Source organism: Chromobacterium sp. W521 (genome assembly GCF_052805975.1).
This window is the reverse complement of the sequence record NZ_JBRBAF010000002.1, coordinates 387,921-410,947: the sequence shown is the minus strand read 5'-3', so window position 1 is coordinate 410,947 and position 23,027 is coordinate 387,921. Positions and strand designations below refer to the sequence as shown.

19 protein-coding genes are annotated in these 23,027 nt (G+C 63.9%); 8 read left to right on the top strand and 11 right to left on the bottom strand.

The genetic code is table 11. The annotated features are described in order from the left end of the window. Positions 1-8: 8 nt before the first annotated feature. Positions 9-1,859 carry a tetratricopeptide repeat protein gene (locus tag ACUXV1_RS04360; RefSeq protein WP_446014534.1) on the bottom strand — a complete coding sequence of 617 codons (1,851 nt, stop codon included), beginning with the start codon at positions 1,857-1,859 and terminating at the stop codon, positions 9-11. A gap of 121 nt (positions 1,860-1,980) precedes the next feature. On the opposite strand from ACUXV1_RS04360, the gene ACUXV1_RS04355 reads away from it, so the two are divergent. Both ACUXV1_RS04355 and ACUXV1_RS04350 read left to right on the top strand, forming a co-directional pair. After that, a complete protein-coding gene (locus ACUXV1_RS04355; RefSeq protein WP_446014535.1) occupies positions 1,981-3,675 on the top strand; it encodes a type III secretion system effector inositol phosphate phosphatase in 1,695 nt (564 codons plus the stop codon). Positions 3,676-3,686: 11 nt separating this feature from the next. After that, positions 3,687-4,058, top strand: a complete 372-nt coding sequence (locus ACUXV1_RS04350) for a CesT family type III secretion system chaperone (RefSeq protein ID WP_203390784.1) — start codon at positions 3,687-3,689, stop codon at positions 4,056-4,058. 210 nt (positions 4,059-4,268) lie between these two features. Here the strand turns inward: ACUXV1_RS04350 and ACUXV1_RS04345 are convergent, their stop codons facing one another. The 4 genes from ACUXV1_RS04345 to ACUXV1_RS04330 form a co-directional block, all read right to left on the bottom strand. Then, positions 4,269-6,146, bottom strand: a complete 1,878-nt coding sequence (locus ACUXV1_RS04345) for a methyl-accepting chemotaxis protein (protein ID WP_205208421.1) — start codon at positions 6,144-6,146, stop codon at positions 4,269-4,271. A gap of 401 nt (positions 6,147-6,547) precedes the next feature. Further along, entirely contained in the window at positions 6,548-8,176 is a 1,629-nt protein-coding gene (locus ACUXV1_RS04340; protein WP_081556599.1) for a 3-(methylthio)propionyl-CoA ligase, read from the bottom strand. A gap of 205 nt (positions 8,177-8,381) precedes the next feature. After that, positions 8,382-8,906, bottom strand: a complete 525-nt coding sequence (locus tag ACUXV1_RS04335) for a response regulator transcription factor (RefSeq protein WP_043637108.1) — start codon at positions 8,904-8,906, stop codon at positions 8,382-8,384. Beyond that, on the bottom strand, positions 8,906-10,183 hold the full coding sequence (locus ACUXV1_RS04330) for an ATP-binding protein (protein ID WP_043637197.1): 1,278 nt from the start codon (positions 10,181-10,183) through the stop codon (positions 8,906-8,908). Before ACUXV1_RS04330 ends, ACUXV1_RS04335 begins: the two co-directional genes overlap by 1 nt. A 120-nt stretch (positions 10,184-10,303) precedes the next feature. On the opposite strand from ACUXV1_RS04330, the gene ACUXV1_RS04325 reads away from it, so the two are divergent. Further along, complete coding sequence (locus tag ACUXV1_RS04325; protein WP_446014537.1) at positions 10,304-12,280, top strand: TonB-dependent copper receptor; 1,977 nt, start codon at positions 10,304-10,306, stop codon at positions 12,278-12,280. A gap of 50 nt (positions 12,281-12,330) precedes the next feature. Next, positions 12,331-12,756, top strand: coding sequence for a hypothetical protein (locus tag ACUXV1_RS04320; protein WP_446014538.1), 426 nt, complete (start codon positions 12,331-12,333; stop codon positions 12,754-12,756). 125 nt (positions 12,757-12,881) lie between these two features. Here ACUXV1_RS04320 and ACUXV1_RS04315 read toward each other — a convergent pair whose 3' ends face one another. Beyond that, positions 12,882-14,234: an ATP-binding protein gene (locus tag ACUXV1_RS04315; protein ID WP_043637114.1), complete on the bottom strand. Its 1,353-nt coding sequence runs from the start codon at positions 14,232-14,234 to the stop codon at positions 12,882-12,884. Beyond that, the gene (locus ACUXV1_RS04310; RefSeq protein ID WP_019104203.1) at positions 14,231-14,893 is read right to left on the bottom strand and encodes a response regulator; all 663 of its coding nucleotides are present in this window, start codon (positions 14,891-14,893) and stop codon (positions 14,231-14,233) included. Before ACUXV1_RS04310 ends, ACUXV1_RS04315 begins: the two co-directional genes overlap by 4 nt. A gap of 219 nt (positions 14,894-15,112) precedes the next feature. Here ACUXV1_RS04310 and ACUXV1_RS04305 point away from each other — a divergent pair, with 219 nt between their 5' ends. From ACUXV1_RS04305 to ACUXV1_RS04295, 3 genes are all read left to right on the top strand, one after another. Beyond that, the gene (locus tag ACUXV1_RS04305; protein WP_043637118.1) at positions 15,113-15,943 is read left to right on the top strand and encodes a UDP-2,3-diacylglucosamine diphosphatase; all 831 of its coding nucleotides are present in this window, start codon (positions 15,113-15,115) and stop codon (positions 15,941-15,943) included. Continuing rightward, positions 15,931-16,971: a glycosyltransferase family 4 protein gene (locus ACUXV1_RS04300; protein ID WP_043637122.1), complete on the top strand. Its 1,041-nt coding sequence runs from the start codon at positions 15,931-15,933 to the stop codon at positions 16,969-16,971. The genes ACUXV1_RS04305 and ACUXV1_RS04300 overlap by 13 nt, the downstream gene beginning before the upstream one ends. Positions 16,972-17,688: 717 nt before the next feature. Beyond that, the gene (locus ACUXV1_RS04295) at positions 17,689-18,471 is read left to right on the top strand and encodes a ferredoxin--NADP reductase (protein ID WP_019104206.1); all 783 of its coding nucleotides are present in this window, start codon (positions 17,689-17,691) and stop codon (positions 18,469-18,471) included. 112 nt (positions 18,472-18,583) lie between these two features. On the opposite strand, the gene ACUXV1_RS04290 is transcribed toward ACUXV1_RS04295, so the two are convergent. The 4 genes from ACUXV1_RS04290 to xth all read right to left on the bottom strand — a co-directional run bounded on the left by ACUXV1_RS04290 (position 18,584) and on the right by xth (position 22,469). Next, positions 18,584-19,711: a pyridoxal-phosphate-dependent aminotransferase family protein gene (locus ACUXV1_RS04290; RefSeq protein ID WP_043637127.1), complete on the bottom strand. Its 1,128-nt coding sequence runs from the start codon at positions 19,709-19,711 to the stop codon at positions 18,584-18,586. A 374-nt stretch (positions 19,712-20,085) separates the two neighbouring features. Further along, positions 20,086-20,706, bottom strand: a complete 621-nt coding sequence (locus ACUXV1_RS04285) for a hypothetical protein (RefSeq protein ID WP_081556593.1) — start codon at positions 20,704-20,706, stop codon at positions 20,086-20,088. Positions 20,707-20,863: 157 nt separating this feature from the next. After that, positions 20,864-21,571 carry a rhodoquinone biosynthesis methyltransferase RquA gene (gene rquA / locus ACUXV1_RS04280; protein ID WP_043637131.1) on the bottom strand — a complete coding sequence of 236 codons (708 nt, stop codon included), beginning with the start codon at positions 21,569-21,571 and terminating at the stop codon, positions 20,864-20,866. A 124-nt stretch (positions 21,572-21,695) separates the two neighbouring features. After that, on the bottom strand, positions 21,696-22,469 hold the full coding sequence (gene xth / locus ACUXV1_RS04275; protein WP_081556592.1) for an exodeoxyribonuclease III: 774 nt from the start codon (positions 22,467-22,469) through the stop codon (positions 21,696-21,698). A gap of 220 nt (positions 22,470-22,689) precedes the next feature. On the opposite strand from xth, the gene ACUXV1_RS04270 reads away from it, so the two are divergent. After that, a complete protein-coding gene (locus tag ACUXV1_RS04270) occupies positions 22,690-22,866 on the top strand; it encodes a hypothetical protein (RefSeq protein WP_156038958.1) in 177 nt (58 codons plus the stop codon). Positions 22,867-23,027 lie beyond the last annotated feature (161 nt).

Genomic DNA, 23,027 nt, shown 5'->3' with positions numbered 1-23,027 from the left:
CCGCCGGCTCAGGCGCTAGCGCCGAAGCCCGCCGACAGAACCCGCGCCAACGGCTCGGTCCAATCGCCCGGCTCGCTTTGGCGGAACAAGCGATGCTCCGGATACCAGGGCGTGGTTTCGCTGTCCAGCCCCCAGCGCCAGTCGGTGTGATCAGCCGACAGCAACAAGGCGCAGGGCAGTCCCAAGGCGCCGGCCAGGTGGCCGAAGGCGGTGTCCACCGTCACCAGCCCGTCCAATTCCGCCAGCAAGGCGGCGCTGGCGGCGAAGTCCGTCAGTTCATCTCCCAGTGCCTCCACGCCGCGCGCGCGCAGCCAGTCGCGCTCCGTCTCGTTCAACTCCGGCTGCAAGGCCAGCCAGGTGATTCCTGGCGCTGTCAGCAACGGATGCAGCGTTTCCAGATCCGGTAAAGACCGGCAATGGTCGAATTCATGCTCCGGTCTGCCGCGCCACACCAGCCCCACTTTGCGTCCGCCGGCCGGCAAGCGCGCGCGCCAGGCGGCGCGGCCGGCGGCGTCGGCGCGCAGATACGCCGGCTCCGGCATCGGCTCCGGTTGCAACAAGCCGGGCAAGCTCATCGAAAATACATGACAATCGTGCTCGGGCCACGGCCCGCCCAGGTCGGATATCGGCAAGCACTCCACCGGCCAGCCCTGAGCCGCCAACAAGGGCAGCAAGGCCGGCCGGCAGGCGGCGACCACGCTCCCTGGCGAACGCTGCAACAGCTGCGGCAAGTAACGCGCCATCTGCAAGGCGTCGCCGTAGCCCTGCTCGAACCACAGCAGCAGACGACGTCCGGTCAATGCCTCGCCGCGCCAGCGCGGCGACGTCAAAGCCGGAGACGGCGCGGTTTCCAGCCGGGCCTCGTGCAAGGGCCAGCCTTCTCCCCAGCGCCGCAGGGTCAGCAGCAGATAGCCCAGATTGCGACGCAGCCCGGCGTGCAGCGGCTGAGCGTCCAACCCGGCGCGCAACGTCGCCTCGGCCTCATCCCAAGCGCCTTGCTGCGCCAGAGCCAGCGCCAATTGCTGATGCGCTTCCGCGCCGGCCGGTTCCAGCGCCAAGGCCCGGCGCGCCAGCGGCTCCGCCTCAGCGCTGCGCCCTTGGCGCCACAGGCACAAGGCCAGATTGCCCAGCACCTGCGCCTGTTCCGGTGTTCGCTCAGCGGCCGCGCTCAAGCAGGCTTCCGCCTCGGCCCAACGCCGCTGAGCCTGTAACAGCAAACCCAGATTGGTCAGCGCCCCGGCATGGCTCGCCTCCAGCGCCAACGCCCGGCGCAACAGCGTTTCCGCCTCGCCCCGCTCGCCGCGCTCCGCCAGCAGCTGTCCCAGCAGATTGAGCGCGTCGACATCGTCCGGCGCGCAGGTCAATGCCCGGCGCAAGCAGTCCTCGGCCTCTTCCGGTTGCTGCCGATACAATAAACGGCCCAGGTTGAAACAATGAGCGGCGGACTGCGGCCGCAAGCGCAAGGCCTGCCGATATTGGGCCTCGGCCTCATCCAGCCGCCCCGCCTCCTCCAACAACACCCCCAGATTGCCTTGGCAGGCGGCGTGCTCCGGGCGCTGCGCCAGTTCCGCGCGGTAATGCGCCTCCGCCTGCGCCAGCTGGCCTTGCGCCATCAGACAACGGCCCAGATTGTAATGGGCGTCCGGGGTCCACGGGTCGCATTGCAACGCTTGGCGCCAACACTGCTCCGCCATCGCCAGTTGCTCCAGCCGCGCTGCGCACACACCCAGCAGGTTCCACAATTCGGCGTTGTCCGCCTGTGCCTGTAAACCGCTTTGCGCGGCCAGCAGCGCGCCGTTCAGGTCGCCGGCCGCCAGCAAGGCGCCGGCGCGCAAGGCATAGGAAGTCGATTCGGTCATAAGTTTTCAGCGCCCGAAACACAACCGTCCGGCTCCGTTTCGATAAGCGCTTTTTGAAATCCGCTGAATATCGTCTCCCGCATAGTAACCAGCATCTCTTCTTGATGAAATGTCCTTTATCATGCTCCGCCTGAATTTCCTCCAAGCACTACGCCCCTCTCACTGGATGCACGGCAATAACGCTCAAGCCGCCACCCGAACCCAGACCGGTCCCGTTGCCGGCAATGCGCCGGCGCCGCGCAAACTCAGCGCCGCCGACATCCAACGCGTGGAACCCGCCGGCGGCTGGCTCAGCCACCTGAGCCAGCATGCGCAAACCGCGCAGGCATCCTCGCGTTCCTTGCATGGTTTGTACGCGCTACAAAGTCACAAACTGGAAGCCGCCCACCTGGCCCTGCATGGATTCGGCCTGGGCGACAGCACCGAGGCCAAGACCTTGCACGCGATGGCAGAGCAATTGCAAGCCGCCCGCTTCAAAACCGACCGCGCGGTGCAGCCGCGGGAAATGACCGCCAATGCTAAGCTGAGCCACGATGTGAGGACGGTGATCGCCACGGCCCTGACTCGCGCCGGCCTGCCGGCAAAGCTGGCGCAGCGCGAAGCTAAAGCCTCATTGCAGCAGGCCAGCACCCGCTTATTGAACCAACGTCCATGGCAGACGGTGGAAACCCGCCTACAACACAATGGGCGCGAATACAGCTGCACTCTGATTCCTGCCGGACAGATGAAACTGGGCGCCGCCGACATCTTCCCGCAAGGCTATGACAATAACGGCGTCTGCTCCGCTTCCACGACTGAAACCCGCCACGCGGCCAACCTGTGGTTGTCCGAGCTGAAGGACGACGCAGACCAGACGCGGTTCAAAGGCATCCGCCACGGCATTCTGTCGCCTTACGGCGTGGAAGACGCACAGCAACGCCAAGCCGGCGCGCTACAGCGCGCCACCGAAGTCGCCACCGCCGCGCTGTTCTCGCAGCCGGGCACACTGCAACAAGCGCTGGCCGGCGACACCGTCACCCTGCGGCTGACCTCCACCGCGCTGGTGACGCCGGGTCTGGGCGGCGAAAGCGGCATGCTGCGCGACCAGGTCGGCGCCTGGCGCGCTTTGACATCGGCGCCGCAACCGCTGACGCTGCAAATCAAAAACGCCGATGGCGAGCTGCAATCCGTCAGGGTGAACCTGGAGGTGGCCGCCTTCAATTTCGGCGTCAACGAACTGGCGCTCAAGCTGGGCATGGGCCACAAAGAATCCGACAAGCTCAACCTCGAAGCCTTGCATCAATTGTTGGGTCCGGATCTGAAGCCGGGTACAGCCCCCGGCGGCTGGGTGGGCGACTACCTGGCGCAAAACCCGGCTAATAAGAAGCAGGTCGAAATCATGGCCATGCAGCTTCAGGAAATCTGGGCAAAGCAATCCCACCGCAGCGACGGCGGCGAGCCTTACAAGGCTGCGCAACGGGTAGCGATGCTGGCCTTCGAGATCGGCGCGGTGCCGTGCTGGAACTGCAAGAGCGGCAAGGATCGCACCGGCATGCTGGACGCCGAGATCAAGCGCGAGGCGATTGCCCAGCATCAGAGACACGCGCCCAGCCAGCCCGAGGCAGCGCTGGACGAGGACATGCGTAAATTGTTCGGCAAGGTGCTGACTCAGGGCGGCAATCTGGAGGTGCAGGCCTACAACACCGGCGCGCCCGGCAACAAGGTAATGAAACAGTTGCCCTTTGGCTCGCTGCTCAATTTGTCCTACAGCCAACGCATCGGCGACGCAAACGCCTGGCTACAGGCGCAGGGCTTGTCCACCCTGCTCAAATCGTGAGGGCTCACACGATGAACACACTCTTGCTCAGCTTGTACGATACCTTGGGGCTGGCTCTGGACGACGAGGCACCGGTGCTATTCTTCGGCGACGAGTTCGCGGTGCACTTCGAGGAAAGCGCCGCCGGACTGGAAATGGCTTGCCCGCTTGGCGTGCTGCCCAGCGACGCCGCCACGCTGCAGCGCCTGCTACAGCACAATTTCGCCAGCCCGGTGACACTGGCGGCGGACGCCGATGGCGAGTTGCTGCTGGCCTTGCTGCGGCTGCCGGACAGCAGCAGCGGCGCAGAACTGCAGGCCGGGCTGGAATGTCTGCTTGGCGTCGCCCGCGGCCTGCAAACCGAGTTGGGGCTGGGTGGCCGGCTGGATGCTGAGGCCTACTGAGCGGCCACGCGTGACAACGGCCGGGGAGCATGCTCTCCGGCCGTGTTTTGTTTCCCACGCAACCTTAGAATCTGCTTACGATCTGCTGCGCGTCGTGAGGCGTCCCACGGTGGGTAAGGCTTCCAAATGCTCATGCACCACGCGTACATCCGGCTTTCTCAGCCGTTTTCGCCTTGTCTCGCTCTTGCTCGCGAGGCTTTGAACAGACTCTTACAGGCGGAACTTGTTGAACTCCGCATTCATCTTGCTGGCATTGAGCGACAAGCCGGTCAGCGTGCTGCTGACATTCTGCAAGGCATCGTCGTTTTCCAGCACATGGCCGTTGATCGCTTCCGAGCTTTGCGCGATCAAGGTCGTCGCCTTGTGCTGTTCGCTGGTGGAGTCGGAAATCTCGTTCATCTTGGCCACCACGTCCAGCATGGAAGCGCGGATGTCCTCTATCTTGGCCACGGCCTCGCGGGTCAGTTCCACGCCCTCGTCCACCGCGGCCACGGTCTGGTTAACGTCGTTGACCGCGCGACCGGTTTCGTCGCGGATCGCGCTGACCATATTGGAGATTTCCAGCGTGGCCTGGGCGGTGCGCTCGGCCAGTTTGCGCACTTCGTCGGCCACCACGGCGAAGCCGCGGCCCTGTTCGCCGGCCCGCGCCGCCTCGATCGCCGCGTTCAAGGCCAACAGGTTGGTCTGGTCCGCGATGTCGCGAATCACATTGGTGATGCCGGAGATTTCCTGAGAGCGCTTGTCCAGCGAGGACAACATGGACTCCAAGCCGCGCACCGACTGCACCGTGCCCTCCATGCCGCTGGACAGGCGCTGCATATTGCTGGCGCTGGCCTCCAGGCTGGCGCCGGTCAGACTGGTCAGCTCATCCGCCTGACGCGCGCTGTCCGCGATGTGAGAGATCGACACCGTGATCTGTTCCAGCGTGGCGGCGTTGGACGAGGACACATCGGAAATATGGCGCGAGCTGTCCGCCACGCCGGCCACCAATTGACTGGCGTCCTGCACCCCGTTGACCACTCCTGCGGCGTCCTGCTTCAGGCCGCGGAACAACTGTGCCAACTGGGCGACGAAGGTGTTGAAGGCGCGCGCGGTGGCGGCTATCTCATCCTGGCCGTCGTCCTTCAACCGCAAGGTCAGATCGCCTTCGCCGTGGGAAATGTCCTCCATCGCGTTTTTCAGGCGCACCAAACCGGCCAACATGCGGCCGATCACCAGGCTTGCCAACGGAATCATCAGCACAAACACCAGCGCGGAGAGGCCGGCGATGGTGTACAGCAAGGTGGTCAACGGCGCCAGCACGGTGGCGCGGTCCGCCGCCAAGGCCATCACCCAGTTGGTGCCGGGGATTTCCTGCGCGGACAACAGCATGGCCTGGCCGCCGATCTGCACTTCCGACGCCTGGTTGTGGCTAACGATATCGGCCAAGCGCTCCGGCGTCAGTTCCGGCGCCACGCTGGTGATGGACTTCAAGGCCAGGTCGGTTTGCGGGTGGGCGATCACCGTGCCCTTCTTGTCCATGATGAAGGCGTAGCCGTTGCCGCGCACTTTCAAGCCCAGCACCGATTTCACCAGCGCGTCCACCATCACGTCGCCGCCCACCACGCCGGCGAAAGCGCCGTTGTGGTTGAAGGGAGCGGAAATCGTCACCGTCAGTTTCTTGGTGGCTTCATCCAGGTACGGGTCGGTCACCACGGCCTGGCCGCTATCCTTCGCGCGCTTGTACCAATCGCGGTCGGCTACCTTGTAGTCGGCCGGCGCGGTCCAGTCATCGGAAAACAGCGAGCGGCCGTCGGCGTAGCCGGCGTAGTTGACATTGAATCCGCCGGCCTTGGCGCCGGTTTTCAGAAAACGAATGGCGTCGGACTCGGACGCCATTGTGCTTTGCGCGACGATTTGCTGCTTCTTCTCTCCCAGCCAAGTGGTCACCACCGAGCTTTGCCCCTTCAGGCTGGCCTCGAATTCCTGGTCCAGGCCCTGCAGTATTTCCGTACGCATCTGCACGAAGACGATGACGACGAGCACCAGCCCGAACAAAGCCATCAATAGCGCGTTCAAGGCGATCAGCCGGCTACGAAGAGATTTCATGAACAGTCCTTTTTTTCTCGCGTGATTGACAACCATGGCTCCGATGCCGCGCATTGCCGGCGACACTCCCCATACCGTTGGCAGCCAATTGTTATTGTTGATTTATATCCAGGCAGTTTAACGGAAGTCACCCGTTATAAATATCAAATATGGGTACTGTTGTGACAGATTATGATTTTGTTTGATCAAACACAGGAGGATAGGGACTCGGCCAGCCGGTACGACGGGCAAAAAAACCCCCTGCGGTTTGACAACGGCAGGGGCCAACACGAGGAAGAAACGTCGTCCGGCGGACCGGCCGACATTTCGAGGGGCTAACACCTCAAAACCATACGGTTTTCAGTGCAGCCGCCACTGTAGCGTAATTACTCTATTCAGTCCAGCCTATTCCGCCGCCGGCGTCAGGAACGCCAGCGATAATCGCGGAACTGCTCGCGCAGCCGCACTTTCTGCAATTTGCCGGTGGCGGTGTGCGGCAGTTCCTCAACAAAGACCACATCGTCCGGCGTCCACCATTTGGCTATCTTGCCTTCATAGAAGCCCAGCAATTCTTCCACCGTGGCGCTGGCCTCGGGCTTAAGCACCACCACCATCAGCGGCCGCTCGTCCCACTTGGGATGCGGAATGCCGATGGCCGCCGCCTCCGCCACCGCCGGGTGGCCCACCAGAATGTTCTCCAGTTCGATGGAGCTGATCCACTCGCCGCCGGACTTGATCACGTCCTTGGTGCGGTCGGTGATGCGCATGAAACCGTCGGCGTCTATGGTCACCACGTCGCCGGTGTTGAACCAGCCGTCGGCGCTGTGGCTGGCATCCAGTTCGCGGCGGAAATATTGCGACAATACCCACAGGCCGCGCACTTGCAGATTACCGAAAGCCACACCGTCGTGCGGCAGCGGTTTGCCGGCGTCGTCGACAATGCGAAGCTCGATGCCGTAGATCGGCCGCCCTTGCTTGCTGAGCAAGGCGTTGAGTCCGGCCTGGTCCAGGCCTTCGTGCTTGAGCTTGGGCGTGCCGGTGGTGCCGCATGGCGACAGCTCGGTCATGCCCCATAGTTGACGCATTTCCACGCCGTGCTCGGCCAGTTGTTCGATCATGCTTTCCGGCACCGCCGAGCCGCCCGCGATCACCCGCTTCAGGGAATGCAGTTTCAGATGATTCTTCTGACAATGCTGCAACAGCATCATCCACACCGTCGGCACCCCGGCTGTCACGGTCACCTGCTCGCTTTCGATCAGCTCGTACAGATTGACCCCGTCCAACTTGGGCCCCGGCAGCACCAGCTTGCTGCCGTTCATGGTGCAACTGTAAGGCAGGCCCCAGGCGTTGACATGGAACATCGGCACCACCGGCATCACGCAGGCGCGCGCCGAGATGTCGAAGCTGTCCGGCAAGGCGCTGCCGTAGGCGTGCAGCACGGTGGAGCGATGCGAGAACAGCACACCCTTGGGATTGCCGGTGGTGCCTGAGGTGTAGCACAGGCTGGATGCTGCGTTTTCGTCCAGCAACGGCCACTGGTACTGGTCGCTGTGGCTGTTGACCAAGTCTTCGTAGCACAGCAAGTTGGCCAGCGGCGTCTGCGTCGGCATATGCGCCTTGTCCGTCATCAGCACAAAGGTTTCCACCGTACCCAGCTGCGACGCGATCTGCTCCACCAGCGGCAGGAAGCTCAGGTCGAACATCAGCACCTTGTCTTCCGCGTGGTTGACGATCCAGGCGATCTGCTCCGCGAACAGCCGCGGATTCACCGTGTGGCACACCGCTCCGTAACCGGACACGGCGAAGTAGGTTTCGTAATGGCGGTAGCCGTTCCAGGCCAGGGTGCCCACGCAATCGCCCTGGCGCACGCCCAGCGCCGCCAGCGCGTTGGCCAGTTGGCGCGCTCGCCGCGCCGCTTCGCGATAGGTATAGCGATGGATGGGGCCCTCAACGGTACGCGATACGATGGGCGTGTCGCCGTGATAGGTTTCGGCGTGGCGCAGCAAATCGGAAATCAGCAAAGGCCGGTCCATCATCTGTCCGTGAAGCATGGTTGTCCCCTCCATTGGCATGGTTATGGACATTCACCATACGGCGGCTAGAGTGGACGCTCCAATCAATTTTTCTGATGGCGCGGCCAAGCCGGATTTATACCCTTGTCATTGATAGGTAATTGAGAAACAAAGACCGCTACAGTCCGCATCCAGCCAATTGCCGGCAGCCGAGCGAGGCTGTAGCAATACAACAGGCCTGTCTTCAACTCTTCACCGGCTTTTTCGCCAGCATCCGTTGTAAAGTGCGCCGGTGCATGTTCAAGGCCCGCGCTGTGGCGGAGATATTGCCGTCGTTCTCACTAAGCACCCGCTGCAGATGCTCCCAGGTCACCCGTCGCAATGACATAGGCTGCGGCGTAAGAGGCAGTTCCGGATTGGCCTGCTGTTGTTCGAAAGCGGCCAGGATTTCATCCACCGTCGCCGGCTTGGCCAGGTATTGCACCGCGCCCAGCTTGGTGGCCTCCACCGCGGTGGCGATGCTGGCGTAGCCGGTCAGGATCAGAATGGCGCTGCGCGGACAGGCGGCGTGCAGCGCCGGCAGCAAGCGCAGCCCGCTGTCGCCGTCCAGATTCAGGTCCAGCACGATGCGCGCCGGGGCTTCGCCGGCCAGCTCCAGAGCCTGCGAGGCGGTTTGGGCCGCTGCCACCTGAAAACCGCGCCGGCTAAGCGAGCGCGCTAAAATGGCGACAAAGGCTTCGTCGTCGTCCACCAAAAGAAAGTCCAGCATCAGGCTCCGTCCTTATCATTCACTAGCAAGGGCAGGCGCACCTGCGCGTGCACGCCGCCCTCCGGCCGGTTCAGCAAGCGCAGCGAACCGCCCAGCCGCGCCAGCGTGGCGTGGCTCAGCATCACGCCCAGCCCCATGCCCACCGGCTTGTCGGACGGCAACGGGGTCAGCCCGGCGCGCTCCAGCTGCTGGTCGGTCAAACAGCCTTGATGGTTGACGATGTCCAGGAGCAAGGCCCCCTGCTCCAGCCGCGCCGCCACCGTCAGTTCGCCGCCGCCGGCCTCGGCCGCGTTGTTGATCAGATTGAAAAACGCCGGCCAGAACGCTGGGTCCAACGCCACCAGCGGGTCCGGTCCCCGTGGCGCCTGCCAATCCAGCCGCACGTCCGGCCGCAGCGAACGCCAGCCGGCCAGCTGCTCGGCCAGCGCGGCAAACAGCCCGCTCTCCCCCGGCGCGGACTCAGACCCCAACTTCAAGCGCGCCAACGCGCTGCCGCAATTGGCCAGCTGCGCCTTCATCAGCCGCAAGTCCTCCATCAGCTCAGCGTCCTGCTGCCGGGTGGCCAGCAACTCGTCCACCAGCAGGGTCATGGTGTTCAACGGCGTGGACAGCGAGTGGGCGGCTCCGGCCGCCTGCATGCCCACCGCCAATAGTTGCTCGTCGCGCAACTGGGTTTCCCGCGCCGTCGCCAGCGCCGCTTCCCGCAGCGCCAGCTGCCGCGCCAGCCAGGATACGAAGCCGGCGATCAACAGCGCAGACAGCGCAAAGCTCAACCACATCCCGGTCAGATGCATGGAAAAGATATGCAGGGCATTGCCGTGGTCCACCGGCCAGGACAGATGCCACTCGAACAACAGGCCGTAGGCCGCGACGCTGACCAGCGCCAGGGCCCAGGCGAACAGGCCCGGCGACAGCAAGGCGGCGAATAGCACCGGCGGCAGAAACAGCGAAGCCAGCGGATTGGCCGCGCCGCCCGTGAAGGCCAACAGCTCGGTCAACACCAACACGTCGGCGGCCAGTCCCAAGCGCAAAGCCAGCAAAGGGTCGCCGCCGTGGCGCAGCCACCACGGCAGGCAGACGTTGACCGCGGCCAGCGTCAGCAGCGCCTGGGAGAGCAAAGGCCAGGGCAGATAGACCTGCTGCCACCAGCAGGCCAAGGCCACCGTAGAGCCCAGCAGCAACATCAGCCAGCGCAGCCAGCCTATCAGCCGCGCCGAGCGCGCGATGTCCGCGGTCAGGCCCAGACGGGGGGAAGAAACAGGGAATCCGGCAATCATGGCCAACACTTTATCACCATGGAGCGCCCAGGGACGCTGCGACACTTTGCCGCATTGGGGCGGGACATCATGCAATTTAGAATTGTCATTCTCAAATTTGTTAATGTTAGTTTCTAAAAAATGTCTAAAAAACACTATTTGCTGCCTATCCCGCTGGCGCTCGCCGTCGGCCACGCCTTTGCCCAGGAGCTGCCGGAATTCCGCGGCGAGGAGGTCCTCGTCACCGCCGCCAAGGAGGAACAGCCGCTGAAAATGTCGGTGGACCCGCGCGCGCCGCGCCAGCCGCTGCCGTCCGCCGACGGCGCCGGCTTGCTCAAAGGCTTGCCCGGTTTCAACGTCATCCGCAAGGGCGGCGCCTCCGGCGATCCGCTGCTGCGCGGCCTGGGCGGTTCGCGACTGGCCATCCTCGCCGACGGCAATTTCGTGTTCGGCGGCTGCGGCGGCCGCATGGACCCGCCCACCGCCTATCTTTACCCGGACGCCTATGACGAAGTGAACGTGGTCAAGGGTCCGCAAAGCGTCAAACTCGGGCCCGGCCTGATCAGCGGCGGCGTCAACTTCGAACGCAAGACCAAGCGCTTTGACGAGGCCGGCGTGCGCTTCAACGGAAGCCTGACCGGCGGCAACGCCGACCGCAACGATGTCTACGCCGATGCCGCCTTCGGCTCCAGCCTGGGCTATGTGCGCGCCATCGCCAGCCGCAATCACGGCGGCGACTACAAGGACGGCAACGGCGCCAAGGTCCACTCCAGCTTCGACCGCGACAGCCAGACCCTGATCGCCGGCCTGACCCCGGACCGGGACACCACGCTGGAACTGGCGCTGGACCGAAGCCACGGCCAGGCCGCCTACGCGGACCGAGGCATGGACGGCAGCAAGTTCGACCGCGACGCCTGGAGCTTCAAAGCCGAGCGCCGCAACCTCAGCGGCTGGCTGGACGCGCTGCGGCTGCAACTGGGTCATAGCTATGTCGACCACGTGATGGACAACTACTCCCTGCGCCCGCAGACCGCCCCGGCCAGCCGTTCCGCGATGAACCCGGACCGCAGCGCCGACACCGGCCGCCTGGCCGCCGACATGGCGTTTGGCGACTGGGAAGTGAGCGCCGGGTTCGACTGGCTCAGCGACCGCCACCGCAGCCGCATGGGCAAAGGCGTCAATGCCGGCCAATACGTGGACCAGCCGCGCGCGCCCAACCAAAGCTTCGACAATCACGGCGTCTACGCCGAAGCCAGCCACCCGCTGGGCGCCGGCGGCAAGCTGATTGCCGGTCTGCGCCGCGACCAGACCCAGGCGGTTTACGAGGCCAAGGCCGCCACGCACATGATGCCGGCTCAAGCGCGCCAGGAAACCCAGTACCAGCTCAACGCCGGCTTCCTTCGCTATGAGCACACGGCGGGCAATTGGACCCGCTACGTCGGCCTGGGCCAAGCCGAACGCGCGCCCGACTTCTGGGAGCGCAACAAGAGCTCGACGCTGAACAGCGAAACCAACCGTCAGCTGGACGCCGGCCTGCTCTACCGCAACGACAAGCTGCAAGGCTCGCTATCCGCCTACGCCAGCCGCGTGCAGAACTTTATCCTGGTGGAAGGCGAGCCCGGCGCAATCGGCGGCAAGGCCCGCAATATCGATGCCCGCCGCTACGGCTTCGAAGGCGAGCTCAGCTGGCGCTTCGCGCCGGAATGGGCACTGTCCGGCAGCCTGGCCTGGGTTTGGGCCGCCAACCTCGATGAGAACCGCCCGCTGGGCCAGACTCCGCCGCTGGACGCCAAGGCGGCGCTGAAATGGGACAACGGCAAATACGCGGCCGGCCTGACCGTGCACGGCGTGCAGCGCCAGGACCGCGTGGCTCCGGGCCAGGGCAATATCGTCGGCACCGACATCGGCGCGACGCCGGGCTTCGGCGTGGTGTCGCTGGACGGCGGCCTGCGGCTGAACAAACACGCCAAACTGCTGGTTGGCGTGGACAACCTGTTCAACAAAGCCTACGCCGAAAGCGTCAGCAAGGGAGGCGCGATGGTGGCCGGTTACGAACGCACCCTGCAGGTCAACGAGCCGGGCCGCACCCTGTGGGGCCGCGTGCAATTACAGTTCTGATTCCTCGCCCTCTCGCCGCCGTGCCTCCAGTCTGCTAGGCTGGAGGCCTTTTGCCACCGCCCTCTCCCCGCCGGATGAAAACGCCCTATCTGAAAATCCTCGCTTGCGGCCTGACCCTGTTCATCCTGCTCGGCCCGCTGGTGGCCTTGCTGGCCAGCGGCGTGGTGCCGATGATGGCTTATTTGATGGGTGCGATCCCGGCATTGGGATTCGGTCTGCTGCTCTGCCTGCTGCGCATGTTGCTGGCCCGTCCCATCGCTGGCTGGCAACAGGGATGGCCGCGCTGGCTGTTGGCCTTGGTCGCCTTCCTGCCCGGCGCTTCCAGCGGCAGCGCGGTCACCTTCGTCTACGCCAGACTGGCCGAACCGCTGCTGTACAACGACCTGATGAACCTCTACCTTGGCGCCATGGCAGGCGGCGTCTGCAACGCGCTGTTCTGGCTGATGCGCTTTGGCGCGCCGTCCCGACCCGACTAGGCAAAAAGAAAGCCCGCCGAAACCGGCGAGCTGCAACCAAATGTAGAACGCTGGCTGCGTCAGGGCCAGCGCAGCCAGCATAGCCGGATTCCCCCGGCGTTCCCATGCGGCAAATTGCCGCAGCCTCAGCGCCGACGCAAACTGGCTTCCAGCCCGCCGCCGTCGCGGTTGGCCAGGCTCAGCCTCAGGCCGTGCAGCTCCGCCACCCGCTCGACGATGGACAGCCCCAGCCCGCTGCCGGCCACGTCCTGGCCCGGCGGGCGGAAGAAGCGCTCGCGTATCCGTGCCAGCCATTCCGCCGCCACGCCCGGACCACGGTCCAGCACGCTAACCGCGTCCTCGGCCAGCACCAGCCGCGCCTCGCCGCCCTCGGCGCCGTAGCGGATAGCGTTCTCCAGCAGATTGCGCAGCATCAGCCCCACCAGGGTTTCATCGCCGCTCAAAGGCAAGGCCCGCTCCGGCACGCAACGCCATTCCGTCTCCAGCTTCACCCCCTTGAGCGCAGCCTCCGCCGCCATCTCCGCCAGCAAGCGCTCCGCCAGCGTCGCCCAGGCGATGGGCTGCCCCTGTCCCGGCCGGCTAAGCGGGTCCAGCCGCGACAGAGCCAGCAACTGCTCCACCAGCCGCGTGGCGCGGTCTATGCCCAGCATCAGCTGCCGCAACGCGTGCTTGCGCCGTTCCTCGTCCGGCAACAGTTCCAACACCTCGGCCTGCACTTTCAGCGCCGCCAGCGGCGTGCGCAGTTCATGCGCGGCGTCGGCGGTGAAGCGGCGCTCATGTTCCAGCGTGGAGGCAATGCGGGCGAACAAGGCGTTGAGCGCGTCCACCAACGGCATCACCTCCCGCGGCACCTCGCGCGACACCGGCTCGCTGTCGTCCGGCGCGCGCTGGGCAATGCCGGCGGCCAGACGCTTGAGCGGCCCCAGTTCGCGACGCACCGCCAGCAGGATCAGCAACAGCATCACCGGCAGACCCAACAACCACGGCAGCAGCTGGGCGGACACCACCTTCAGCACCATGTCGTGTCGCAAGCCCTGCTTCTGCCCCACCGCCACCAGCCGCGAACCGTCCGGCGCGGCCAGATAGATCAGTCGCCAGTTGTGATCGCTGTCCTTGCCGCGATAATCGTGGAAGCCGCGCCGTTCCGGCTCGAAATCGAAGCGACGGCCGCGGCCGTCGCTGAGCAGCAACCGGCCGTGGCGGTCCCATACCGCCAAGCCGAAATCGTCGTTGTCCAACTGCCCCTTGTCCGCGTGTTTGAGCAGATGCTTGAGCTTGGGCAGATCAATCACCTCTTCGTCGCCGACATCCACCAGCAGCAGCTGCCGAGCGAATTGGCCCATCTGGGTGTCGAACAGCTCGTCCACCTCCTCGTGCGCCAGCCAGGCCGCGGCGGCGGAAGCCACCAGCCAGATCGCCGGCACAATCAACAACAGCAGCAGCAATAGCCGCGCCTGCAGGCTGCGCGGTCCTCTCATGCCGGATCTCCCAAGGTATAGCCGACGCCGCGCAGCGTGCGGATGAAGGCGCTGCCCAGCTTCTTGCGCAAATGATGCACATGCACCTCCACCGCATTGCTTTCCAGCTCCTGTCCCCAACCGTAGAGCTTGTCCTCGATCAGCTCGCGCGGCAGCACTCGTCCCTTGTGGCTGAGCAGCAGCTCAAGCAGCGCCAGCTCGCGCGCGGTCAACTCAAGCGGCGCGCCGTCCAGCGTGGCCGCGCGCGCCACCGGGTCCAGACAGAGACGGCCATGCCGCCATTCCGGATGGCTCTGGCCGTGGCGGCGACGATGGAGCGCGCGCAGCCGCGCCGCCACCTCCGTCAGCGCGAACGGCTTGACCAAATAATCGTCGGCGCCGGCGTCCAGGCCGCCCACGCGGTCTGCCAGCGCGTCGCGCGCGGTCAACACCAGCACCGGCACATCCTGACCGCCGCGCCGCCAGGCGGACAAGATATCCATGCCGTCCATGCCCGGCAGCCCCAGGTCCAGCACCACCGCGTCGTAAGGCGCGGCGCCAAGCGCCGCCAGGCCCTGCTTGCCGTCGCGAAACCAATCCGCGACGAAACCCAGCTGCTCCAGGCCCATCTTCAACCCGTCGCCGATCTGAGCGTCGTCCTCCACCACCAAAACCCGCATATCCGTCTCCCCGCCGCCGGGCGTTCAAGGTCCCGGCAGCCTAGCGCGCTCTCGCCGCCGTAACAAGCGCCGCCGCAAAACCGGATTGCAGCAGCCTGCGCTTAAGACAATCTTAAAGGCTGCGCTCAAGAAATTTCATCGCCTCGTCACTGAAATCTCACGCGACTGTCACCTGCCGCTGGCAGCATCGCCAGCAGTCCACAGGCCGACGGAGCCGCCATGCAGCCAGACCCCGCCCCCGACAGCGCCCGACAACTGCGCGCGATCTGGATTTCCGACGTCCACCTCGGCACCTCCGGCTGCCGCGCCGACCACCTGCTGGATTTCCTTCGCTTTCACGAATCCGAATACCTGTACCTGGTCGGCGACATCGTCGACGGCTGGCAACTGAAAAAATCCTGGTACTGGAAACAAAGCCATAACGACGTGGTGCAGAAAGTGCTGCGCAAGGCTCGCAAGGGCACCAAGGTGATCTACGTGCCCGGCAACCACGACGAGGCGGCGCGGCAATACGCCGGGCTGGACTTCGGCGGCATCGCCATCCGCCAGGAGGCCGAGCACCGCACCGCCGACGGCAAGCGGCTGCTGATCCTGCACGGCGACGAGTTCGACGGCGTGATCCAATACGCCAAATGGCTGGCCTACGTCGGCGACACCCTATACACCCTGATCCTGGAACTGAACCGCGGCTTCAACTGGGCGCGGCTGAAACTGGGCCTGCCGTACTGGTCTCTGTCGCAATATCTGAAACACCGAGTCAAAAACGCGGTCAACTTCATCAGCAACTTCGAAACCATTCTCGCCGGAGAAGCGCGCCGGCGCGGCTTCGACGGCGTGATCTGCGGCCATATCCACAAGGCCGAGGTGCGCGATATCGACGGCATCCTCTACGGCAACAGCGGCGACTGGGTGGAAAGCCTGTCCGCGCTGGTGGAACACCCCGACGGACGGCTGGAAGTGCTGTACTGGACCCAACTGGGCCAGCCGGCCGCCGCGCCGCAACCCCAAGCGGCGCAAGCCGACCACAAGGAACCGACATGCGCATCCTGATCGTCACCGACGCCTGGCTGCCCCAGGTCAACGGCGTGGTCCGCTCGCTGACCGAAACCGCCCGCGAACTGGCCGGCTTCGGACACCAGGTGGAAATGATCACCCCGCAGGCCTTTCGCACTCTGCCCTGCCCCACTTACCCCGACATCCGGCTGTCGCTGTTCCCCTACCGCACAGTAGCCGCGCGCATCTCCGCCTTCGCCCCGGACGCCGTCCACATCGCCACCGAGGGACCGCTGGGCCTGGCCGCGCGCCGCTATTGCCTGCGCCACGGCCTGGCCTTCTCCACCGCCTACCACACCCGCTTTCCGGAATACGTGCACGCCCGCTGCCGGCTGCCGCTGGCGGTCAGTTACGCCTGGATGCGCCGCTTCCACAACGCCGCCCATTGCGTGATGGTGCCCACTCAATCCATCGCCGACGATTTGACCGCCCGCGGCTTCCGCAACGTCAAGCTGTGGAGCCGCGGCGTGGACACCGCGCTATTCAGCCCCGGCCCGCGCGACCGGCTGGACGGCACCGCGCCGCCGCGCTTCGTCTACATCGGCCGGGTGGCGGTGGAAAAAAACATCGAAGCCTTCCTCAAGCTGGAGCTGCCGGGCAGCAAATGGGTGGTGGGCGACGGCCCGCAACTGGCCCGGCTGAAACAGCAATATCAGGACGTTCACTTCGCCGGCATCTTTCCCCAGCATGAACTGGCGCGTTTCTACCGCGCAGCCGACGTCTTCGTGTTCCCCAGCCTGACCGACACCTTCGGCCTAGTGCTGCTGGAGGCGATGGCCTGCGGCACGCCGGTGGCCGCCTATCCAGTGGCAGGCCCGCTGGACGTGGTGGGCGACAGCGGCGCCGGCGTGCTGGACGCGGACCTGCGGGCCGCCTGCCTCAAAGCCCTGGAATTGGACCGCGGCCATGTGCGCGCCGTCGCGGAACGCTATTCCTGGCAAGCGGCCAGCCGCCAGTTCGAACAACATTTGCGCCCCGCGAGGCTGGCGCTGGCCGCCCCGCTGCCAGACCCAAAGGCCGGCTGAGCCCCTCTTGCATTGGGCGCGGCGGAGTCTTATAGTGGAATAGTCAACACGACAGGGAGGGTTCCGAATGCTTTCACGGCAGAATGCCGGCGGCCATCCAGTGATACACGCGTTGAGCATCGGCCAATAACCACGGCCAGCCAAATCGGCACAGTCCGCAACGCCAAGCCAGCCTCCAAGACGGAGCACAAGCAGCCCAGGCCCGGCCGGTCCGCCAAATTCAGAGTTAGCAAACTTGAGATTACCGTTTGTCGATTTGCCAAGTAAGAAAGGCGCGGTTGGTCTTTCTGTGATGTCCATCAAGGACACATGCGCGGCAGCCCGTCATGATGATGGCTCCGCCTCAACACGGCAACGTCATTGAGCTGTCTTGGACAGCCCGCTCTTTGGTAACGGCCTTGCGGCAGTAGTAGTGGTAGTGAAGCCAGCAAGGGTAAAGCGCACAGTATTTCTCCGTATGTTGTCTGAGAGGGCGTCCCGCCATGGTGACGCCCTCTTTCGTTGCGCCGCCCACAAATAACGCGCAGCGATAAACACATCAGAAAACAATCGTTCGGCTGTAACGGCAATGTCGGTTAACATGCTGTTCCAATTGAATTTAACGCCGCTCGCGCCGGGTTTGCCCAGCAAGAGCGAGCGGCGAAGCGCCAAACCGGTTAAAATCGGCCCCAATACTTTTCGAGCTTCTACTTCATAAATTAGCGAGCAGCAAACCTTATGTCCTCTCCCAACCTGACCTCCGAAAAGGTCCTGTCCGTCCATCACTGGAACGACACCCTGTTCAGCTTCACCTGCACCCGCGACGCCGGCCTGCGCTTCATCAACGGCCAGTTCGTGATGATAGGTCTGGAAGTCAACGGCAAGCCGCTGATGCGCGCCTACTCCATCGTTAGCTCCAACTACGAAGAGCACATGGAGTTCTACAGCATCAAGGTTCAGGACGGTCCGCTGACCTCCCGCCTGCAGCACCTGAAGGTGGGCGACACCGTGATGATCAGCAAGAAGCCCACCGGCACCCTGGTGCAGGACAATCTGCTGCCCGGCAAGAACCTCTACCTGCTGTCCACCGGCACCGGCCTCGCCCCCTTTATGTCCATCATCAAAGATCCGGACGTGTACGAGCGTTACGACAAGGTGATTTTGACCCACGGCGTGCGCTGGGTCAGCGAGCTGGGCTACCACGACTACATCACCAAAGAACTACCGGAAAACGAATTCTTCGGCGAGATGGTGCGCGAAAAACTGATCTACTACCCGACCGTGACCCGCGAGCCGTTCCGCAATCAGGGCCGGCTGACCGATCTGATCACCAGCGGCAAACTGTGCGCCGACATCGGCCTGCCGCAAATGAACCCGGAACACGACCGCGCGCTGATCTGCGGCAGCCCATCCATGCTGCACGACCTGTGCGAGATCCTGAACGGCATGGGCTTCAAGGAATCGCCGCGCATGGGCGAACCGGCCGACTACGCGATCGAACGCGCCTTCGTCGAAAAATAAGCCGTCGCCTGGCTTCCGCCGCAATAAAAACGCCATCCTTCACGGATGGCGTTTTTCCATTCCAACGGCTGACGCGCGGTCTCACCGCGCCCGCTGGGCAGGGAGCGAACGCTTATTTCAGCACGCTCTCCAGCGCTTTCAGACACAAGGCCACATTCTCGCGGCGCGCGCCGTAACCCATCAGGCCGATGCGCCAGGCCTTGCCGGCCAAATCGCCCAGCCCGCCGCCTATCTCCAAGTTGTACTCCTGCAACAGACGATTGCGCGTGGCGGCGTCGTCTATGCCCTCGGGAATATAGACCGCGTTCAACTGCGGCAGCCGCGCGGCGGCGTCCACCACAAACTTCAGCCCCAGCTTTTCCAGGCCGTCGCGCAGAATCAGATGCATGTCGCGATGGCGCTGCCAGGCTGTCTCCAGTCCCTCGACGGCTAGCTGACGCAACGACTCATGCAGCGCGTACAAAGCGTTCACCGGCGCGGTGTGATGGTAGCTGCGCTTGCCGCCGCCCCAATAGGCCATCACCAGAGTCTGGTCCAGAAACCAACTGGGCACCAGACTTTGCCGCGCCTGCAACTTATCCACCGCAGCTGGCGAGAACGACAACGGCGACAGACCGGGCACGCAGGACAGACACTTCTGGCTGCCGGAATACACCGCGTCTACACCCCATTCGTCCACCCGCAGCTCCACCCCGCCCAGCGAAGTCACCGCGTCGACGATGCTCAGGCAGCCGTGACGTTTGGCCAGCGCGCACAGCGTCTTGGCGTCGGACAGCGCGCCAGTGGAGGTCTCGGCGTGGACAAAAGCCAGGAAACGCGCGTCCGGATTGGCTTTCAGCGCGCTCTCCACCGCATCCGGGTCCACCGGCTGGCCCCACGGGCTATCCACCAACACCGGCACCGCGCCCAGCCGCACCACATTCTGGCGCATGCGCTCGCCGAACACGCCGTTGCGGCAGACGATGACTTTCTCCCCCGGCTCAACCAGGTTGACGAAGCAGGCCTCCATGCCGGCGGAGCCTGGCGCCGACAGCGCCACCGTCATCGGGTTTGTAGTTTGGAACGCGTATTGCAGCAGGCTTTTCACCTCGTCCATCATGCCGACGAACAACGGGTCCAGGTGGCCGACAGTGGGACGGGCCTGAGCGGCCAGTACTTCCGGATAAACGTCGGACGGACCCGGTCCCATCAGAATGCGGCGCGGCGGCAGGAAGGCGGAAACTTGCGGGGCGGCTAACATGGAAGCTCCTTATGCGCAAAATGAACGAAAGCGGTTTCAACGCCGAAGCATGCGGGCGGCATCGAACCACTCGAGTGTAACAGCATACGGTCGCCGGGCACGCCTGTCCTAGCGGCGGCGGTCGCGCGCCAAGAACCTGTTCAAAGTCTGCTGCGCTTCAGCGACACCCCGCAGAGCCCCTCTTCGAAATACTCATCTTCCCTATGTACATTCCGCTTTCTCAGCGGTTTTCGCCTTGTCTCGCTCTCGCTCGCGCGACGTTGAACAGGCTCTTAAGAAGCCACTCAAAAAGAAAAAGGAGGCCGAGGCCTCCTTTGAGTCTTGGCCTCCCTGAGGGGCCTGTTTTTTTTAGCGAGCCAGACGCGGGGTCCGGTTTATTTGGCAGCCGATGCAGCGGCCTTTTTGGCCTTGCCGGCGTGCTTCTTGTGTTGAGCGGGCTTTTTCTCCGCTTTCTTGGCCGGAGCGGAGGCTTCGGCTTTAGCGGCCTGGGCTTTTTGCGCCGGAGCGGAAGCTACCTTTTTAGCGTGCTTGGCGTGCGGCTTTTTAGCGGCGTGCTTCTTGGCCGGAGCGGAAGCTTCAGCCTTGGCGGCCTGGGCTTTCTGAGCGGCGGCGGAAGCGGCCTTCTTCGCATGCGGCTTCTTAGCGGCGTGCTTGGCCTTGGCCGGAGCGGAGGCTTCAGCCTTGGCGGCTTGGGCTTTCTGAGCGGCGGCGGAGGCGGGCTTCTTCGCATGCGGCTTCTTAGCGGCGTGCTTCTTGGCCGGAGCGGAGGCTTCAGCCTTGGCGGCCTGGGCTTTTTGCGCCGGAGCGGAAGCGGCTACCTTTTCGCCTTTCTTGGCGTGGTGGATCTTGGCCGGGTGCTTTTCAGCTTTCTTGGCGGCCGGAGCCATTTTGGCTACCGGAGCGGAAGCGGTCGGCTTGGCGGTTTCGGCGGCGAAACCAGCAGCGGAGCTCAGGCCGAAAGCGGCGGTCAGGGCAAGCAGAGTCAGTTTGTTCATGATGCATCTCCAGTTTCAGGCTTGGGAACCTTGGGCTCCCGTTCACCGATCACATCGCGCCGGATTCGGCGCTTCCTTGAGACGTATCCTAGCCCTGCCCCCGCCCCGGGTCTGTTAGTCGCTTGTAAGCCCGTGTAACGTCAAGTACGGCATGCTCTCACCGCTTCCTCTTCGCGGTCGTCACCTGATACACCCCGCCAAACAAGGTGCGCTTGCTCCAGTCGAAACCATCAGCCTCTTGCGCGTAGTCGCGGATCTCATGATTCCACAACGCCTCGGCGAACGGCTCCAGCACGCGGTTCACCCATTTGAGCAGCCAGCCTATCGGCTGCCACGGCTTGGGCCTATGGTAATCGACGAAGACCGCGCGGCCGCCGGGCGGCACTTGCGACAGCATATTGTCGACGATGGCGCGCTTCAGATGATCCGGCACCTCGTGCAGCAGGAAGAAGCTGCAAATCAAGTTGAAATCGTCGGATTCCAGCCGGTAATTGCCGGCGTTGGCGCGCACCACCGCGGCTTGAGGACGATCTCGCAGCTTGCGCTCGGCGTGTTCTATCTGCACCGGGGTGATGTCGGTAAGCACAAAGCGCCCGTCCCGGCCCGCCCGGTCCGCGGCCCGCTGCACCAGGTCGCCGTAGACATGAGCCACCTGCCACACCTTGTCGCCGGGCCGGATCTGCTCCAGATAGGCGCGCATCAGTCTTTGATCGTTGAAGAACAGCAACACGCGCACAACCAGGTTGCGATCCAGCCAGCCGGCCTTGCGCGGGTTGACGTAAGCCCAGTCGTATACCTGGGTCATATATTCCGGCACGCCCTCGTAATACGGGTCTACCGGCAGCTTGGGGTGGTTTTGGGTCATCGCGCAGCCATCTGAAAGCAAGAAAGCTCCAGACTAGCAAAACCGGCCGGCGATATTTTTGAGGCAAGCCAAGAAAGCTGGCGGATAGGCCGGCGGCAGCCGGCCTTTAGAATGGCGGAGTCGCTCAATCCGCCAGCGTCAGCACCACCGGAGTATGGTCCGACGGCCGCTCCCACTTGCGCGGCGCCTTGTCGATCACGCAGTCCAGCGCCCGCGGCTTCAACGCATCGCTGACCAGGATATGGTCGATGCGCACGCCCTTGTTGCGGCGGAACATCATCGCGCGGTAATCCCACCAGCTGTATTGCTTCTCCTCCTGATTGAACAGCCGGAAGCTGTCGCTCAGGCCCAACGCGATCAGACGGCGGAAGGATTCGCGCTCCGGCGTGCTGCACAGCACTTGCTCGTGCCAGCTTTCCGGGTCGTACACATCGCGGTCTTCCGGAGCGATATTGTAGTCGCCCAACAGCAGCAGCTGCGGGTGGCGCTGCAACTCGGCGGCGACATAGCGCTCCAGATTGGCCAGCCATTCCAGCTTGTACGGATACTTGGGCGAATCCACCGCCTCGCCGTTGACGAAATAGCCGCAGATCACCCGAATGCCGTTCACCGTGGCGGCAATCACTCGGCGCTGCTCGTCGCCGTAATCCGGGATGCCGCACACCACGTCTTCCAGCTCCAGCGGCGCGCGGGCCAGAATGGCCACGCCGTTGTAGGTTTTCTGGCCGAACCAGGCGGCGCGATAACCGGCCGCTTCGATATCGGCCAGCGGAAACACATCCTGATCCATTTTCAGTTCTTGCAGGCAGAGCACGTCCACCGGGCTGTCGGACAGCCATTGGATCACCTGCGGCAGGCGGACCTTGAGGGAATTGACGTTCCAGGTGGCAAAACGCATCGGCGGGCTCTCCAAATGTTTTTCATGCAAAGGCCGACACCATAACCGCAGCGCGCGGCACTGCCAAGCTTTGGGCGGCGACAGTCACCTACGTCGATTATTTAGTGGTTGATTAAACAAAAGTGTTTAAACAAATAAACAACAGCCGGACGACGGTAATTTGCCAAGGCCCGGAATGCCGGCCTATGATCGAAAGCGTCGTTGTAACCGGAGCAAGTTCTTGACTATCAAGCACAAGCAGCACGACGCGCAACAGGCATTATGCCCGACGCGCAATCCCAACCGTCCTCGTCTGGCGCCGTTGACGCCGCCCTTCTCGATGCGAACTCCCACCTTCCAGCGCCGCCACATCTTGCAGCCGCTGACGCCGTCCGCCAAACCAGAGCGAGATAGCTGAATCTTTTAGCCGCGCGATCCGCGGCAAAAAAAAGGCGCCTCCGTCTACACGGAGGCGCGCAATAGACACTATATCAATCTACCCTGATATGCGTCTGGCTCGCTTGCTGCTCTGGAGATAACCCACTGAGCAAAAAATTAGAGCCGCGACGCTTCACAAGA

What these genes read in the sequence shown, in the direction of transcription:
- ACUXV1_RS04360 (WP_446014534.1), bottom strand. Translation starts at nt 1,859, where the DNA reads ATGACCGAATCGACTTCCTATGCCTTGCGCGCCGGCGCCTTGCTGGCG.
- ACUXV1_RS04355 (WP_446014535.1), top strand. Translation starts at nt 1,981, where the DNA reads ATGCTCCGCCTGAATTTCCTCCAAGCACTACGCCCCTCTCACTGGATG.
- ACUXV1_RS04350 (WP_203390784.1), top strand. Translation starts at nt 3,687, where the DNA reads ATGAACACACTCTTGCTCAGCTTGTACGATACCTTGGGGCTGGCTCTG.
- ACUXV1_RS04345 (WP_205208421.1), bottom strand. Translation starts at nt 6,146, where the DNA reads ATGAAATCTCTTCGTAGCCGGCTGATCGCCTTGAACGCGCTATTGATG.
- ACUXV1_RS04340 (WP_081556599.1), bottom strand. Translation starts at nt 8,176, where the DNA reads ATGCTTCACGGACAGATGATGGACCGGCCTTTGCTGATTTCCGATTTG.
- ACUXV1_RS04335 (WP_043637108.1), bottom strand. Translation starts at nt 8,906, where the DNA reads ATGCTGGACTTTCTTTTGGTGGACGACGACGAAGCCTTTGTCGCCATT.
- ACUXV1_RS04330 (WP_043637197.1), bottom strand. Translation starts at nt 10,183, where the DNA reads ATGATTGCCGGATTCCCTGTTTCTTCCCCCCGTCTGGGCCTGACCGCG.
- ACUXV1_RS04325 (WP_446014537.1), top strand. Translation starts at nt 10,304, where the DNA reads ATGTCTAAAAAACACTATTTGCTGCCTATCCCGCTGGCGCTCGCCGTC.
- ACUXV1_RS04315 (WP_043637114.1), bottom strand. Translation starts at nt 14,234, where the DNA reads ATGAGAGGACCGCGCAGCCTGCAGGCGCGGCTATTGCTGCTGCTGTTG.
- ACUXV1_RS04310 (WP_019104203.1), bottom strand. Translation starts at nt 14,893, where the DNA reads ATGCGGGTTTTGGTGGTGGAGGACGACGCTCAGATCGGCGACGGGTTG.
- ACUXV1_RS04305 (WP_043637118.1), top strand. Translation starts at nt 15,113, where the DNA reads ATGCAGCCAGACCCCGCCCCCGACAGCGCCCGACAACTGCGCGCGATC.
- ACUXV1_RS04300 (WP_043637122.1), top strand. Translation starts at nt 15,931, where the DNA reads ATGCGCATCCTGATCGTCACCGACGCCTGGCTGCCCCAGGTCAACGGC.
- ACUXV1_RS04295 (WP_019104206.1), top strand. Translation starts at nt 17,689, where the DNA reads ATGTCCTCTCCCAACCTGACCTCCGAAAAGGTCCTGTCCGTCCATCAC.
- ACUXV1_RS04290 (WP_043637127.1), bottom strand. Translation starts at nt 19,711, where the DNA reads ATGTTAGCCGCCCCGCAAGTTTCCGCCTTCCTGCCGCCGCGCCGCATT.
- ACUXV1_RS04285 (WP_081556593.1), bottom strand. Translation starts at nt 20,706, where the DNA reads ATGAACAAACTGACTCTGCTTGCCCTGACCGCCGCTTTCGGCCTGAGC.
- rquA (WP_043637131.1), bottom strand. Translation starts at nt 21,571, where the DNA reads ATGACCCAAAACCACCCCAAGCTGCCGGTAGACCCGTATTACGAGGGC.
- xth (WP_081556592.1), bottom strand. Translation starts at nt 22,469, where the DNA reads ATGCGTTTTGCCACCTGGAACGTCAATTCCCTCAAGGTCCGCCTGCCG.